The organism is Sinorhizobium prairiense (assembly GCF_029201645.2).
GTDB classification, from domain to species: domain Bacteria; phylum Pseudomonadota; class Alphaproteobacteria; order Rhizobiales; family Rhizobiaceae; genus Sinorhizobium; species Sinorhizobium meliloti_A.
In genome coordinates this window covers 3,280,994-3,295,720 of the sequence record NZ_CP104131.1, presented here as the reverse complement: position 1 = coordinate 3,295,720, position 14,727 = coordinate 3,280,994, and the positions used below count along the sequence as shown (strand labels likewise).

General features: G+C 62.1%; 18 protein-coding genes. 5 read left to right on the top strand and 13 right to left on the bottom strand.

Annotation, left to right across the window (positions count from 1 at the left end; translation table 11 throughout):
• Window positions 1–75: 75 nt before the first annotated feature.
• From N0Q91_RS18480 to N0Q91_RS18465, 4 genes are all read right to left on the bottom strand, one after another.
• A complete protein-coding gene (locus tag N0Q91_RS18480; RefSeq protein ID WP_275597153.1) occupies window positions 76–339 on the bottom strand; it encodes a hypothetical protein in 264 nt (87 codons plus the stop codon).
• Between the two features lie 14 nt (window positions 340–353).
• The gene (gene mtaB / locus N0Q91_RS18475) at window positions 354–1,628 is read right to left on the bottom strand and encodes a tRNA (N(6)-L-threonylcarbamoyladenosine(37)-C(2))-methylthiotransferase MtaB (RefSeq protein ID WP_275597152.1); all 1,275 of its coding nucleotides are present in this window, start codon (window positions 1,626–1,628) and stop codon (window positions 354–356) included.
• Window positions 1,625–2,530 (bottom strand): diaminopimelate epimerase, encoded by a 906-nt coding sequence (gene dapF / locus N0Q91_RS18470; protein WP_275597151.1) that lies wholly within the window; start codon window positions 2,528–2,530, stop codon window positions 1,625–1,627. The genes mtaB and dapF overlap by 4 nt, the downstream gene beginning before the upstream one ends.
• 93 nt (window positions 2,531–2,623) lie before the next feature.
• Window positions 2,624–3,640 (bottom strand): MBL fold metallo-hydrolase, encoded by a 1,017-nt coding sequence (locus N0Q91_RS18465; protein WP_275597150.1) that lies wholly within the window; start codon window positions 3,638–3,640, stop codon window positions 2,624–2,626.
• Between the two features lie 407 nt (window positions 3,641–4,047).
• Between N0Q91_RS18465 and ffh the strand changes: the two genes are divergently transcribed.
• The 5 genes from ffh (at window position 4,048) to trmD (ending at window position 7,765) form a co-directional block, all read left to right on the top strand.
• On the top strand, window positions 4,048–5,589 hold the full coding sequence (gene ffh, locus N0Q91_RS18460; protein WP_275597149.1) for a signal recognition particle protein: 1,542 nt from the start codon (window positions 4,048–4,050) through the stop codon (window positions 5,587–5,589).
• 12 nt (window positions 5,590–5,601) lie between these two features.
• Window positions 5,602–5,937, top strand: coding sequence for a chorismate mutase (locus N0Q91_RS18455; protein WP_003529740.1), 336 nt, complete (start codon window positions 5,602–5,604; stop codon window positions 5,935–5,937).
• 38 nt (window positions 5,938–5,975) lie between these two features.
• Window positions 5,976–6,350: a 30S ribosomal protein S16 gene (gene rpsP, locus N0Q91_RS18450; RefSeq protein ID WP_018097407.1), complete on the top strand. Its 375-nt coding sequence runs from the start codon at window positions 5,976–5,978 to the stop codon at window positions 6,348–6,350.
• Window positions 6,351–6,486: 136 nt separating this feature from the next.
• On the top strand, window positions 6,487–7,050 hold the full coding sequence (gene rimM / locus N0Q91_RS18445) for a ribosome maturation factor RimM (protein WP_275597148.1): 564 nt from the start codon (window positions 6,487–6,489) through the stop codon (window positions 7,048–7,050).
• 10 nt (window positions 7,051–7,060) lie between these two features.
• Entirely contained in the window at window positions 7,061–7,765 is a 705-nt protein-coding gene (gene trmD / locus N0Q91_RS18440; protein ID WP_100672694.1) for a tRNA (guanosine(37)-N1)-methyltransferase TrmD, read from the top strand.
• Here trmD and N0Q91_RS18435 read toward each other — a convergent pair.
• The 9 genes from N0Q91_RS18435 to N0Q91_RS18395 all read right to left on the bottom strand — a co-directional run bounded on the left by N0Q91_RS18435 (window position 7,747) and on the right by N0Q91_RS18395 (window position 14,697).
• Window positions 7,747–8,493: a sulfite exporter TauE/SafE family protein gene (locus N0Q91_RS18435; RefSeq protein WP_275597147.1), complete on the bottom strand. Its 747-nt coding sequence runs from the start codon at window positions 8,491–8,493 to the stop codon at window positions 7,747–7,749. The two genes, trmD and N0Q91_RS18435, sit on opposite strands and share 19 nt — an antisense overlap.
• A gap of 451 nt (window positions 8,494–8,944) precedes the next feature.
• On the bottom strand, window positions 8,945–9,982 hold the full coding sequence (locus N0Q91_RS18430; RefSeq protein WP_275597146.1) for a Gfo/Idh/MocA family protein: 1,038 nt from the start codon (window positions 9,980–9,982) through the stop codon (window positions 8,945–8,947).
• A gap of 7 nt (window positions 9,983–9,989) precedes the next feature.
• Window positions 9,990–10,439, bottom strand: coding sequence for a type II 3-dehydroquinate dehydratase (aroQ, locus tag N0Q91_RS18425; RefSeq protein ID WP_037390108.1), 450 nt, complete (start codon window positions 10,437–10,439; stop codon window positions 9,990–9,992).
• Window positions 10,440–10,472: 33 nt separating this feature from the next.
• Complete coding sequence (locus tag N0Q91_RS18420; RefSeq protein ID WP_275597145.1) at window positions 10,473–10,841, bottom strand: 5-carboxymethyl-2-hydroxymuconate Delta-isomerase; 369 nt, start codon at window positions 10,839–10,841, stop codon at window positions 10,473–10,475.
• Between the two features lie 13 nt (window positions 10,842–10,854).
• Entirely contained in the window at window positions 10,855–11,703 is an 849-nt protein-coding gene (locus tag N0Q91_RS18415) for a shikimate dehydrogenase (protein ID WP_275597144.1), read from the bottom strand.
• A gap of 18 nt (window positions 11,704–11,721) precedes the next feature.
• Window positions 11,722–12,495, bottom strand: a complete 774-nt coding sequence (locus N0Q91_RS18410) for an amino acid ABC transporter ATP-binding protein (protein ID WP_275597143.1) — start codon at window positions 12,493–12,495, stop codon at window positions 11,722–11,724.
• Window positions 12,496–12,502: 7 nt separating this feature from the next.
• Entirely contained in the window at window positions 12,503–13,327 is an 825-nt protein-coding gene (locus tag N0Q91_RS18405) for a transporter substrate-binding domain-containing protein (RefSeq protein ID WP_275597142.1), read from the bottom strand.
• Between the two features lie 41 nt (window positions 13,328–13,368).
• Entirely contained in the window at window positions 13,369–14,019 is a 651-nt protein-coding gene (locus N0Q91_RS18400) for an amino acid ABC transporter permease (protein WP_275597141.1), read from the bottom strand.
• A gap of 9 nt (window positions 14,020–14,028) precedes the next feature.
• Entirely contained in the window at window positions 14,029–14,697 is a 669-nt protein-coding gene (locus N0Q91_RS18395) for an amino acid ABC transporter permease (RefSeq protein ID WP_275597140.1), read from the bottom strand.
• Window positions 14,698–14,727 lie beyond the last annotated feature (30 nt).

The window sequence follows — 14,727 nt, the reverse complement described above, 5'->3', positions numbered from 1 at the left end:
CCCGCAAGGGGGAGATCGGATGAGGGACGCTCTCGCCTTGCTCCACAGTGTTTTCATCTGCGGTGGCAGCAGTGCTTACTGGCTCTTCCTCACGCGTGGTTTCGGTCGTTGGCGTGTCTGGCGCGAAGGAAACATCGCGATCGTCCGTGCTAGCTTCCGTTGCCGCGGCTGCACTACGATCTTCCTCGACCGGTGCCTGGGTACCGCCCTGTTCTCCCGAAGGGACAGGGGGGTTACCGCGACCTCATCGGCAGCGGCCGTCTCCTGCGGCGGCGCCGGTTTCTCTTCGACGACATCCTTGCCGAAGGAGAAGATCTTCTTGATGAAACCAATCGCCATGTGAATGTCCGCTGTCAGGCCGCAGCCATCTGTTTGCGCTCGATCGTCAGATGCTTGCCATTGTGGCCGGTGATTCCGACCGTCACAAGCGACCGCGGCTCAAGGCCGGCCGCATCTACGAGCGTGAAGTTTTCCGTATGGGCCAGACCGTTCATTTCCACAAGGATCGTCTGGCTGCTGCCGATCATGCCCTCGAGGTGGCCCGCATGAAGCTCCGCCCCCTTCGCACGCAGGCGCGCGGCACGCTCCTTGACAAGCGCGCGGTCGAGTTGCGGCATGCGGGCGGCCGGGGTGCCGGGGCGCGGGCTATAGGGGAAGACGTGAAGATGCGCGATGCCGCAATCCTCGGCGAGCCGCATGGCGTTCTCGAACATCGGCTCGGTCTCGGTCGGAAATCCGGCGATCATGTCCGCACCTAAGCTGATCGCGGGGCGCAGGCGCCGGACCTCGTCGCAGAAGGCGCGCGCATCGGCGCTCGAATGCCGCCGCTTCATGCGCTTCAGGATCAGGTCGTCGCCGTGCTGCAGCGAAAGATGCAGATGCGGCATGAAGCGCGGCTCCTCGGCGATGAGGTCGAGGAGGTGGCCGTCCGCCTCGATGCTGTCGATGGAGGAAAGCCGCAGGCGGAGGATTTCCGGCACCTGTTTCAGCAGGGTCTTCCCGAGAAGCCCGAGGGTCGGCGTTCCGGGCAGATCGGCGCCGTAGCTCGTGGCGTCGACCCCGGTCAGAACGATCTCGCGATAGCCGCTTTCGGCAAGGCGTCTCGCCTGGTCGACGACGGCGCCCATCGGCACGGAGCGCGAATTGCCGCGGCCATAGGGAATGATGCAGAAGGTGCAGCGGTGGTCGCAGCCGTTCTGCACCTGGATGAAGGCGCGCACGTGCCCGTCTATGTGCTTCACCATCTGCGGCGCGGTGGCGCGCACGCTCATGATGTCGTTGACACGGAGTTTCTCTTCGGCCGAGACGCCGAAATCCGGCAGCGAGCGATAGGAGGCGCTGGCGAGCTTCTCCTCGTTGCCGAGCACCGCGTCCACCTCTGCCATTTCGGCGAAGGCTTCCTTCTCGGTCTGGGCGGCGCAGCCGGTGACGATGATCCGGGCGTGCGGATTTTCGCGGCGCGCGCGGCGGATCGCCTGTCGGGCCTGGCGCACGGCCTCGGCGGTGACGGCGCAGGTATTGACGAGGATGGCGTTGTTCAGCCCCGCCTTTTCGGCCTCCGCCCGCATCACTTCCGACTCATAGGTGTTTAGCCGGCAGCCGAAGGTTATGACCTCGACCCCGCTCAAAGGGCTCTCGCTCCGTTGTCGCCGCTCTCCGGCTCATTGCGTGCAAAGATGCCGGTGACGGGATCGACGGTGCCGGACCATTCCCATTCGGCCGGCCCCGTCATGATGACGTGGTCGTCGCGCTCGCGCCATTCGATCTTGAGCGGACCGCCGGGCACGTTCACGGTAACCATCCGCTCCGTCCGGCCGGTTCTCCCACCGCTGACGGCGGCGGCACAGGCGGCCGAGCCGCAGGCAAGCGTCAGGCCGGCCCCGCGCTCCCAGGTCCGCAGGTCCATCTCCTGGCGGGAGCGGATGCGCGCGATGGAGATATTGGCGCGCTCGGGGAAGATCGGATGGTTCTCGAGGAGTGGTCCGAACCGGTCGAGCTCGTAGCTCCACACATCGTTCTCGACCCAGAAGATCGCATGCGGATTGCCCATGGATGCGACCGAGGGAGAGTGCAGCACGGGCGCATCGATCGGCCCGATCTGCAGCTCGATGCGCCGCGTGTCGTGGAATTCCTCCGCGAGCGGGATCTGGTCCCAGCCGAAACGGGGCTTGCCCATATCGACCGAGATCGTGCCGTCGTCGTGTTCCTTGGCTTCGAGAAGGCCCGCGACCGTATGGAAGAGGAAGGCTTTCCTGCCGGTCTCGGCCGCAAGCGCCTGGACGACGCAGCGGGTGCCGTTGCCGCAGGCCTGGGCCATCGACCCGTCGGAATTGACGATGTCGATCCAGGCATCGGTCCCGGCAGACTTCGGGTCGTGAATTGCCATGATCTGGTCGAACTCGGTCGCCGGGTCGGCATTGAGCGCGATCGCCGCCTGCGGCGTCACGCGGTCCTTGCGCCCGCGCATGTCGACCACCAGGATCTTGTTTCCAAGCCCGTTCATCCTGGCAAATTGCACCTGATCGGCCATGTCGCGACTGTCCAAACCCTGGCCCCCGCTTCGGAGGCGCCCTTCATTCGGGCTGTATATGGCGGAAAAGCCCGGAAATTACCAGTGCCGGCGTCATTCCCCTGCCATCGGCGGGAGAGGGACGTCGAAGACTTCTCCCGGTCGCAGCGCCCGGAAACGGTTTTGACCGATACCGTGCTTGGCGAGCGCAGTCTCCAGCGCCCGGAGCGGCTCCTCGACCCCCTCGTTGGTCAACCGGAAGGTGCCCCAATGGTGACCCGCCACGTATTCGGCGCCGCAGGCGACCATGCCCAGGACCGCCTCTTCCGGATTCTGGTGCTGAGAGGCCATGAACCAGCGTGGCTCGTAGCTGCCAAAGGGCACGTTGGCGAGGCGGAAGCATCCGTGTTTTTCCCGCGCCGCACGATAATTGATGCCGTCGTGAAAACCCGTGTCGCCGACATGATAGATCTTGCCGGCCGGCGTCTCGATGACGAAGGCGGCCCAGAGCGCCATGCGCCGGTCGTTCGAGCGGCGAGCCGACCAATGGTGGCATGGCTCCGCATGGATGACGACGCCATCACCGAGGTCGAGCCGGTCGCCCCAGTCGACGACGGAAATCTCGGCACCCGCGACGGCGCGGCGAATGATCGTGTCGTTGCCGAGCGGCGTTACGAGATGCGGCGCGTGCTCGGTGTGGAGCGAGCCGAGCGTGGCGAGATCGAGGTGGTCGTAGTGGTTATGGGTGACGAGCACGATATCGATCCGCGGCAGGTCGTCCATGAGAATGCCTGGCGGGTTGCGGCGGCGGGGTCCGGCAAACGTAAAGGGGCTGGCGCGATGCGACCAGACCGGGTCGGTCAGGATGTTGAGGCCCGCGACCTGGATCAGCAGCGTTGCGTGACCGACCATGGTGACGCGGAGCCGCTCGCCGTCGACACTGGTATCCGGCCTCGCCTGCGGAAAGGGGCTGTCATAGTGGCGCGGCCATTGCTCGCGTCCACCGCCGGACTGCCAGCGCAGGAGGTCGGCGAAGCCGCGCGGCGGTGTGCCGCCCGGATTGTAGAAGCGAATGCCGTCGAAGTGGTCCGAAACGCGCCCGCTATAGTAGGGATTGCCGCTTTTCTTCATCGCTGCCTCGGTTGAGGGACACCTGCAGAGAAATAGGCGCATTTGCCGCCGGATCACAGGGCTCGGGCAGGAGCGGCCGACAATTTCCTGATGATGCGACCAGACGGAGGTGGTGGTCCTGCTCGCGTGTGGGATCATAGGTGGAGCCCGAGCGCAGCGTCTCCGCGGTCGATCCTTGACTTTTCTCCCGGTTTCCTGTTTATCGCGGCGAATTCCTTCGCAAGTGATGACTTCCGAAGCCACCGACCGGGCCCCGCAAAGGTATAAAGAGAGCCCGGAGGTCAACACCCGACAGCGCGCTGCGCCCTCGGGTGGTTTTTGGCTTTGCGCCTTGTTTTCCGCGCGAAGGGACCCACGTTTCCGGACGAGCCGATCTATCGCAATCCGGAGACAAGAAGGAAGAGAATATGTTCGAGAGCCTCCAGGACCGTCTTGGTTCCATATTGAATGGACTGACCGGCCGCGGCGCCCTGTCGGAAGCCGATGTTTCCGCAGCGCTTCGGGAGGTTCGCCGTGCGCTGCTCGAAGCGGACGTGGCGCTCGATGTGGTGCGGTCCTTCACGGAGAAGGTTCGCGAAAAGGCGGTCGGCGCCGAAATCGTAAAGTCGATCAAGCCCGGCCAAATGGTCGTCAAGATCGTTCATGACGAGCTCATAGCGATGCTCGGCTCCGAGGGCGTCACGATCGATCTCAATGCGGCGGCTCCGGTCGTCATCATGATGGTCGGCCTGCAGGGCTCGGGCAAGACGACGACGACCGGCAAGATCGCCAAGCGGCTGACCGCGCGGGACAAGAAGAAGGTCCTGATGGCCTCGCTCGATACCCGCCGCCCGGCCGCGCAGGAACAGTTGCGCCAGCTCGGCGTACAGACCGGCGTCGATACGCTTCCGATCATCGCCGGCCAGTCGCCGACCGATATCGCTGCGCGCGCCGTGCAGGCGGCCAAGCTCGGCGGCCACGACATCGTCATCCTCGACACCGCAGGCCGCACCCATATCGACGAGCCGCTGATGATCGAGATGGCGGAGATCAAGCGGAAATCCAACCCGCATGAGATCCTGCTGGTCGCCGATGCGCTGACCGGACAGGACGCCGTCAACCTCGCCCGCAACTTCGACGAACGCGTCGGCATCACCGGCCTGGTGCTCACTCGCATGGACGGCGACGGCCGCGGCGGTGCGGCGCTCTCCATGCGCGCCGTCACGGGCAAGCCGATCAAGCTCATCGGCGTCGGCGAGAAGATGGACGAACTCGAGGAGTTCCATCCGCGCCGCGTCGCCGACCGCATCCTCGGCATGGGCGACATCGTCTCGCTCGTCGAAAAGGCGGCGGAGAACATCGACGCCGAAAAGGCGGCCGCCATGGCCGCCAAGATGGCCAAGGGCAAGTTCGACCTCAACGACCTCGCCGATCAGCTGCAGCAGATGCAGAAGATGGGCGGCATGGGCGGCATCATGGGTCTGATGCCCGGCATGGCCGGCATGAAGGACAAGATGTCCGCCGCCGGCCTGGATGACTCGCTCTTCAAGCGCCAGCTCGCGATCATCTCCTCGATGACCAGGGCGGAGCGCGCCAATCCCGATATTCTCAAGCATTCGCGCAAGAAGCGCATCGCCAGCGGCTCCGGCACCGATGCCTCCGACATCAACAAGCTTCTGAAAATGCACCGCCAGATGGCGGACATGATGAAGATGATGGGCGGCAAGGGCAAAGGCGGCATGATGAAGCAGATGATGGGCGGCCTCGCCGGCAAGATGGGCCTCGGCGGCCTGGGCGGCGGAATGCCCGATCTTTCGAAAATGGATCCGAAGCAGCTCGAGGCCCTGCAGAAGCAGGCCCAAGCCGCGGGTCTCGACAAGCCCGGCGGCGGCCTGCCTGGCCTTGGCGGTGGTTTGCCCGGTCTGGGCGGCGGTTTCCCCGGCCTCCCCGGCCTACCGAAGAAGAAGTGAGGATCGCGACGAATGCTTGATCCCGAGATCAAAGAGGAATTGGCGAGCTACCGGCAGTCGATCGACAATATCGATGCCGCGCTCGTCCACATGCTGGCCGAACGCTTCCGCTGCACCAAGGCGGTTGGCGTGCTCAAGGCCAAGCACCAGCTGCCGCCGGCCGATCCGGCGCGCGAAGAATACCAGATCGAACGCCTCCGCCACCTGGCGAAAGACGCCAATCTGGATCCGGATTTCGCCGAGAAGTTCCTGAACTTCATCATCAAGGAAGTCATCCGGCATCATGAAGCCATCGCCGCCGATTGCTCGCAGAACGCGGGCAGCGCCGGCACCACCCATTCCGCTTGAGTCAAGCGGTCAAGAAAGCCTGCAAGGAGTAAATTGAAATGGCACTGAAAATTCGTCTCGCCCGCGGCGGTTCCAAGAAGCGTCCCTACTACCAGATCGTCGTTGCCGACGCGCGCAGCCCGCGTGACGGCCGCTTCCTCGAAAAGCTCGGCTCCTGGAACCCGATGCTTGCCAAGGACGACGAAAAGCGCATCGAACTGAACGCCGAGCGCGTTCAGCACTGGATCGCCCAGGGCGCCCAGCCGACCGACCGCGTCATGCGCTTCCTCGACCAGGCCGGCCTTGCCAAGCGTCCGGCCCGCAACAACCCGACCAAGGCGCTGCCCGGCAAGAAGGCACAGGAACGTGCCGCTGAAGCCAAGCAGAAGGCGGAAGAAGCAGCCGCCGCGGCTGCGGAAGCTGCCGCGGAATAATTTCCGGCGGAATGGCATTGAGAACGGGCGGCATTTCCATGCCGCCCGTTTTGCTTTATGTGCACCGGAAAATCGCATGTTTTGATCCCGATGTGGTTCGGGAAACATGCAGCAAGTTCACCCTGGATGCCCGACGATGACACAGCTGAAGAACCCTGTCCTGATGGCGACGATCGGCGCGGCGCAAGGGCTGCGCGGCGAGGTGCGGGTAAAGTCCTTCACCGACGATCCGGCTGCACTCGGCGACTATGGCAAGCTCCACAGCGAGGATGGCCGCGTCTTCGAGGTGCTTGAAATCCGCGAGGCCAAGAACGTCGTCGTCGTGCGGTTTCGGGGCATCAACGATCGGACTGCTGCCGAAGCGCTCAACGGTCTCGAACTCTTCATCGAGCGCGACAATCTCCCCGACGACGATCTCGACGAGGACGAATTCTTCTACGCAGACCTCGAGGGCCTGGAAGCGATCGATCGCACCGGAAAGAGCTATGGTTCGGTGACCGGCGTCTTCGATTTCGGCGCTGGCGATCTCCTCGAACTGAAAGGCCCGGGCCTCAGGCCGGTGCTTATTCCCTTCACGGAATGGTCGGTACTCGAAATCGATCTCGAAGCGGGCAAGCTCGTCATCGACCCGACCGCCGCCGGGCTCGTCGACGACGAGAAGAGCGGGCCCGGCAGGCCCTTTCCGACCAAGCGCAAGTGAGCTCACGGCAATGCCCTTTCGCGCGACCGTCCTGACGCTCTACCCGGAGATGTTTCCGGGGCACCTTGGCGTTTCGCTCGCCGGAAAGGCGCTGGAGCGCGGAGACTGGTCGATGGAGGCCGTGCAGATTCGCGACTTTGCCGGTGACAAGCACCGCACCGTCGACGATACGCCGGCGGGCGGCGGTGCCGGAATGGTATTGAAGCCCGACGTTCTTGCCCGCGCCATCGATCATGTCGCTGCAGACGACGGGCGGCCGCGGCTTCTGATGAGTCCGCGCGGACGGCCGCTGACACAGGAACGGGTGCGGGCGCTGGCCGCCTGTCCCGGCGCTGTCATCGTTTGCGGACGTTTCGAGGGCGTCGACCAGCGGGTCATCGACACGCGTGGACTCGAGGAAGTCTCGATCGGCGACTACATTCTTTCCGGCGGCGAGCCGGCAGCGCTCGTTCTGCTCGACGCCGTGGTGCGTATCCTGCCGGGCGTGATGGGCAATCAGCTGTCAGGCGTCCACGAGAGCTTCGAGGGAGGGCTCCTCGAACACCCCCACTACACGCGTCCCCAGATCTTCGAAGGTCACGAAATCCCGGCCGTCCTCACCTCCGGCAACCACGCGGCCATTGCGCAATGGCGGGAAGCGGCGGCGCGCCGGCTGACGGCGGAACGCCGGCCGGATCTTCTGGAGCGTGATCCGGCTCAGCCCGTGAAGAAATAATAGGCCGCGAGCAACAGACCCACCGCCACCACCACGGCTCGGATGACCGCCTGCGGAACGCGTCGTGCCGCCCAGACGCCCATGTAGCCGCCAAGCGCTGCGCCCGGCACCATGATTGCCGCGTGCAGCCAGGAGACGACGCCGCCCACAGCGAAAACCACGATGGCGATTGCGGCGATGACGATGGAGATGAAGTTCTTGAGTGCATTCAGCCGATGATAGCCGCCGCCGGTGGCAAGTCCGAGCACGGCGAGCATCATGATGCCCATGCCGGCGCCGAAAAAGCCGCCATAGACGGAGGTCGCCAGCTGGCTCGCAACGCCCAGCGGTCCGATGCGCTGCTCGTCACTGCGCGCCTTCGGCTTCAGGAGGGGCCCGGCGGCGAAGATCGCCGTTGCCGCGATCAGCAACCAGGGCACCATCGCACGGAAGGCCGGATTGGAGAGCGACAGAAGCAGGAGGGCGCCGGCAAGCCCGCCGATCGCCGAAATGATGCCAAGGACGATGGCGTTCTTCCGGTCGGCGCGAATCTCCTTGGCATAGGCAAGCGTCGACGTGATATAGCCGGGGAACTGGATGATGGACGAGGTCGCGTTGGCGACGATCGGCGGGAGCCCGCCAAGCGTCATCGCTCCGAAAGTCAGGAAGGTGCCGCCACCGGCAATGGCATTGACGACGCCGGACAGGAAACCGGCGACGAAGAGCAAGAAGACCTGGAGCAACGTCATGACTATCCCCCGAAACGCGTGAATCGGGATAGCCGGTGGCGCGGTCGACCGCAAGTCCGTGGTATCTGGTTCAGACCGGGTAGATTGTCGACAGATTAGACCGGGATGATCGTCGACAGGTTAGATTGGCATCTGAGGGGGACCTCTTGATGCCGTTAACCTCTGGTGGCTGCGTTTCCCACAAGCCTTCGGCAAACCCTACGGCGCTTATCTGGCGGGCGCGGGTTGCCTTCGGCTGCTTCGCTCCCTTAGGTCGTTGCGGCCGCTTGGTTGGAAAACGCCTCCCACAATTCGCGGCCGCGGCGTGGGCGCTGAACTTCTCAATAGGGGTGGTGAGCGGTCGTCCGCCACGACCGTCACACACGGTTGCCATACGGACTTTCGGGACATTCGGATTCGCGTCGGATGCAGGAGACGCGAAGGGCGCGCAGGCGGTCACATTACTCAGGCATCAGTTCAACTCGATACGTTCTCCCGTTGCCGCCGAGCGTTTTACCGCATCGACTACCCTCAAGGTTTTGAGCCCCTCACGCCCGCTGACAAGCGGCGGTTCGTCTCCGCGGATCACCTTGCACAATTGCCTGATCTGCAGAACGAGCGGGTCCTCGTCGTCGACCTCGATACGCGTTTGGGAAAATGGTTCCCACCAACTCCGTTTACCAGGGTTGCGCCAGACCTCGAGCGACGGAACAGCCAGCGACCCGTGCGTTCCTCCGATCATGTAACAGGATTGCTCGGTTTTGGGGTAAGCCGGATTCTCTCCGCTTGTCATCTCCCAGCTCCACGGTGCGACCACCGCGTCCGAGACTGTCGCAGTTCCCAAAACTCCATTCTTGAACTCGATCAGGATCACAGCCGTTTCCTCAACTGCGTTGCCGCGCACCGCGTTGGACTCGCGTGCCTGAACCGCAGCCACATCGCCGAAAAGGTAGCGCAGATTATCGACATCGTGGATGAGATTGAGGAAAACCGGCCCCGCACCGCGCTCACGACGCCACGAGATGTCGAAGTAATCGTCGGGTTTGAACAGCCAGAACATTGCATTGACAACAAGAACGCGGCCGAGCTTCCCGCTTTCGATGATTTCCTTTGCCTTCTGCATTACCGGATTGTGTCGGCGGTGATGGCCGGTCAAAAGAGGCACACCTTTTGCCTCAGCCGCTGCGATCAGCTTTTCCCCGGATATAATGTCGTCGGCGATAGGCTTCTCGATGAGTGCGGGAATGCCCGCTTCAACGGCTTCCAACCCGTTCTGGACGTGAGCCGGGTTGGGCGTAGCCACGATGATCCCATCAGGTCGGTCTGCGGCAATCATGTCCGCGAAGCTTGGAAACCACTTCACGCTGGCTTCCTTGGCAATGGTCTCGCCAACCGGCGTGGGATCGACCACGGCACTGAGTTGCGCCGAAGGCTCGGCCAGGACGTGCTGAATATGGCGCTTACCGATGAGGCCTGCGCCAACTACGGCCAGCTTAACCCGTTGGGTCATGGTCACCTCAGCCCTTGCCCGCCGCCTTGATCATTGTCGCCGCGCGCCGGATGCCAAGCTGGTATCCTTCTGTTCCAAGGCCGCAAATCACGCCGTCCGCGCGGTGCGAAACGAACGAATGGTGTCGGAAGCTTTCGCGCTTGTGCACATTGGAGATGTGGATCTCGATCACAGGCCCTTCAAATGTGTTCAGAGCGTCAAGGATGGCGAGTGAGGTATGGGTGAAGGCCGCCGGATTGATGACGATGCCCGCACCGTCCTCGCGCGCCTCATGAATCCAATCGATGATCTCGTATTCCCGGTTGCTCTGATGAAAGCGGATTTCATGGCCGAGTTCGGCTGCCAGTTTGCGGCAGTCCGCCTCTACGTCTGCGAGCGTTTCATGCCCGTAGATGTGCGGCTGGCGTTTGCCAAGCAGGTTGAGGTTTGGTCCATTGAGAACGTAGATCAGGCTCATAGCATAGTGTCCTTCTTGAGCACGTCGTCCTGGTCAGACGAACGCCACTGCTTGAACAGCAAAATCAGGGTCCGACTCGTAGAGATCTGCGCGCAAGCCGAGCCTTCCCGCTTCGAGAGCAGGAGCGGCGATCGCCCGCGCGGCGTCGAGAACGGCAGTGAGAAGCTTCTGCTTAGTCTCTGCAGTACGCCCCGGTGCCATCCGCACGATGATTTGGATGAAATGATTATCGACGTGCTCATCGCCCACGCAGGAGTATGTCGCCTCCCGCGCAAGCGTGCGCACGGCGGAAGGTTTCACAAGGCCGCCATCGCGAACGCAGCGATGCACGGTCAGCGTCAGCAGGTCCATGGCTACATGCTCGCCTGCGCCCCCGCTATAATCGATGATGATATGCGGCATTGGGATCTCCCCATCAAGCCGACTGCCGGCACAAGTCCATAAAGTGACGGGACATGCGCTCTGCGTCGGGTGCTATCCCGGTGAACAATTCGAAAGCCGCTGCTGCCTGGTAGACGGTCATGCCGCCGCCACGGAGGGTCCGGCAGCCTTTTCTTTCGGCGAGAGCAAGGAGCTCTGTGACGAGCGGCATATAGACGATGTCGGCGACCCAATGCCGTGGCAGAAGCCATTCCGCTTCGATCGGCAAACCAGGATGGCTCTTCATACCCGTCGGCGTCGCGTGGATGAGGCCGTCCGCGGAGCGCAGGTCGCTGCCGACATCCGTCGTGGCACGAGCACAATCCCTTGAGAACCGCCCAGCCAAGGTTTCCGCCCGTTTCGAATCCTGGTCAAGGATCGATAATCTCTCAATACCGAGCTTGATTGCGGCATGCGCCACGGCGACACCGGCACCGCCCGCGCCAAGCAGGACGGCATGCGACTTTGCCACGGCCGGGAGACCGCGCCGGAAATTCTCGTAGAAACCGTACCAATCAGTGTTGTGGCCGATCCTCTCGCCGTTGCGAAAGACCACGGTGTTGACCGCACCGAGCATCTCTGCATCCTCGGAAAGGCGATTGAGGTGGGCGATCACCGTCTGCTTGCACGGATGTGTGATGTTGCTCCCGGCAAAATCACGCTGCTCTTCCTCGTCTAGGAGGTCCGGCAACGCGGAGGCGGGAAGGCCTCGCTCGGCGAAGTCGAGAAGCTCGTAACGGTAATCGAGGCCCTGGTGTCGAGCCTCCGTTTCGTGGAGGGCCGGGGACTTTGACATTTGGATGTCGGCACCGATCAGTCCCACGAGGAATTCCTTGTCGTGCATTGGCATCGCTTTCCAACGTCAGTGGTGGGCCAGGATTTCGCCGAGGAAGGTTTTCGTGCGTTGGTGCTTGGGAGACTTGAAGAAAAGCTCCGGTTCGGCCTCTTCGACGATTTCTCCGGAGGCCATAAAGATGACGCGATCAGCGACCTGACGGGCAAACCCCATTTCGTGCGTGACACAGATCATCGTCATGCCGTCACGGGCGAGCCCGATCATCGTGTCGAGCACTTCCTTCACCATTTCAGGATCGAGGGCAGAGGTTGGTTCGTCGAAGAGCATGACCTTCGGCTCCATGCAGAGCGCGCGAGCGATGGCAACGCGTTGTTGTTGCCCGCCGGAGAGCTGTGCAGGATACTTTTCCGCCTGGTCAAGGATCCGAACGCGCTCGAGATATTTTCGCGCCAGTCGCTGTGCGTCAGTGCGGCTAGTGCCTCGAACACGCATCGGGGCAAGTGTACAGTTCTGAAGTACGGTCATGTGCGGGAACAGATTGAAGCTCTGGAAGACCATTCCCACTTCTCGACGTATCGCATCGACGGATTTGGTGCTTCCGTCCAGTACCTGACCCTCGACGACGATCTTGCCGTCCTCGATCGTTTCAAGGGCATTGATGCAGCGGATTAACGTTGATTTCCCCGAGCCCGAGGGCCCGCAGAGGACGATTTTTTCGCCTTTGCGGACCGACAGACTGATGGATTTCAAGGCATGGAAAGCGCCGTACCACTTCTGCACGTCCTCAAGGGAAATCAGCGTCGGTTGATCGTTTGCGGAACTGAGCACGGAACTCTCCATTTGGGCTTTAATTGACGGTGAAGGGGATGTTCGGAATGGATTCCGGGAACTGCGGCAGATCGATCGCCATCCACTTCTTCGTGATGGCGGCCAGCTCACCATTGGCCTTGATCTTCTCGATGAACGCGTTGACGGCTTCGTTCCAGTCCTTCTCGCCAAGACGGGTCCCGACGCCGTTGTAGGTCGTCAGAAAGTTAATCTTGCGCTCATAGGTGCCGGCACTCGCCGCATCCAGACGCTGACCATAGAACTGGTTGCCGCCAACCGCCTTTACCTGTCCGGAGATGAGCGCCTGGATGGTTGCGGCGTCGTCATCAAAGCGGCGGACCGTTGCGGAGGATCCGACGGCGTCCGTTACTGCCTTATCCTGCGAACTGGACTTCGGAACGCCGATCTCCCATCCCTCAACGTCTTCAGGCTTCGTAACCGTGTCGGACTTCGCGGCATAAAGCGAAATCGTGTTAGCCGCGTAGGGCTTGCTGTATTGAATTGATTTCGCGCGTTCTTCCGTCATCGCCATCGTTGCGAACAGGATGTCGACTTTGCCGGTCGTAAGCGCCGGAATTCGGTTGGCAACGGCGAGCGGCTGGAATTCAACGTTTACGCCCAACTCCTTGGCAAAAAGGTTGGCGACGTCAGCGTCGAAGCCGTCCTGCATGCCGCTTGTGTTGACGAACCCCCATGGCGCATTGTCGCCCTGGATGCCGACTACAAGCGTGCCCTTTGCCTTGATTTCCTCAACAGTTGCCGCAGAGGCGGCGGCAGCGCCAACGGCTGCGAAGGCAAGGGTTGCCAGCGCAAGCCCGAGAAAATTCCGACGACTGTTTTGCATGTTTATTCTCCTCCTCAAGAATTTTGCTTCGAGCGAAGCGGTTAGCGGGCAGCTTTCGCCATCCGTTTTTCGAGGCCACTTCCGGCATGGGAAAGCGGCCAGCAAATGATGAAGTAGATTGCGCCGACGATCCCGAAGACGAGCAGCGGACGATAGGTCTGGTTTGAAATGATCTGGCCTGCGCGAGTCAGTTCGATGAAGCCGACGATTGCTGCTAGCGACGTGCCCTTGATGAGCTGGACAAGGAAGCCGATCGTGGCCGGCATCGAGATTTTCAGGGCTTGCGGCAAGACGACGTCTTTCATCCGCGAGACATAATGCAGACCGAGGGCGTTGGCGGCCTCCGTCTGGCCTTTCGGCACAGCCTCGATGGAGCCGCGCCAGATCTCGCCCAGGAAAGCACTGGCATGGAGCGTGAAGGCGATTGCGACCGCGATCCACGCGTTGACGTCGACGCCCAACAGCGCAACGCCGTAATAAACAACGAAGAGCTGCATCAGAAGGGGCGTGCCCTGGAAGACGCCGATATACCCCGCGGTGATCGTCCGGGCGACCTTCTTCTTCGAGGTGCGCAGCAGCGCGATCAGGATGCCGAATATCCCTCCACCGATAAAACCCACGATCGCGAGCAGCACGGTCCACTTCAAACCCTGCATCAAAAAGAAGAATTCATTTTCGCCGATGGGACCCATGGCTGCCTCCTATCGCGTCGGGTAGTTGAAGTAGTGGCGAGAAATGAGGGCAAAGAGGCCCATCATCAGGGTCGAGATAACCAGGTAGATAGCGGTCACCGTGAAATAGACTTCGAAGCTGCGGAAGGTGTCAGACTCAATACGCTGAGCGGCCGAGGTCAGTTCGTAGGCGGCGATTGACGTGCAGACAGACGTTGTCAGTGTCAGCAAGATGAACTGGCTTGTGAGCGAGGGATAAATCGCCCGCAGCGCCGGCTTGAGCACGATGAGCCGGAAGACGTCGGCCTTGTGCAGTCCAAGTGCGAAACCTGCCTCGATCTGGCCGCGCGACACGCTCTCGACCCCGCCTCGGATGATCTCGATTGCGTACGCCCCACCATTGATGCCAAGGGCAATGATCGCCGTAGCGGTCGGATTGAGGCGGACGCCCATGAGAGGAAGGGCAAAATATATGAAGAAGATCTGCACGAGGAATGGCGTATTACGCACGACCTCGACGAAGACGATCACGGGAGTGCGCGTGATCTCGCTCTTGGAAGTCCTTGCAACAACGCCCAGGATTCCGATGGCGAGTGCGAGGAGCATCCCAGCCGACGCAAGGCCAAGCGTTCCGAGCGAACCCCATAGCAATTCCGGGGCGCGGTCGAGGACCGCACCGAAATCAAACGAATAGGACATGTAAGACTTCCTCCCTCCGACCGGCGCACG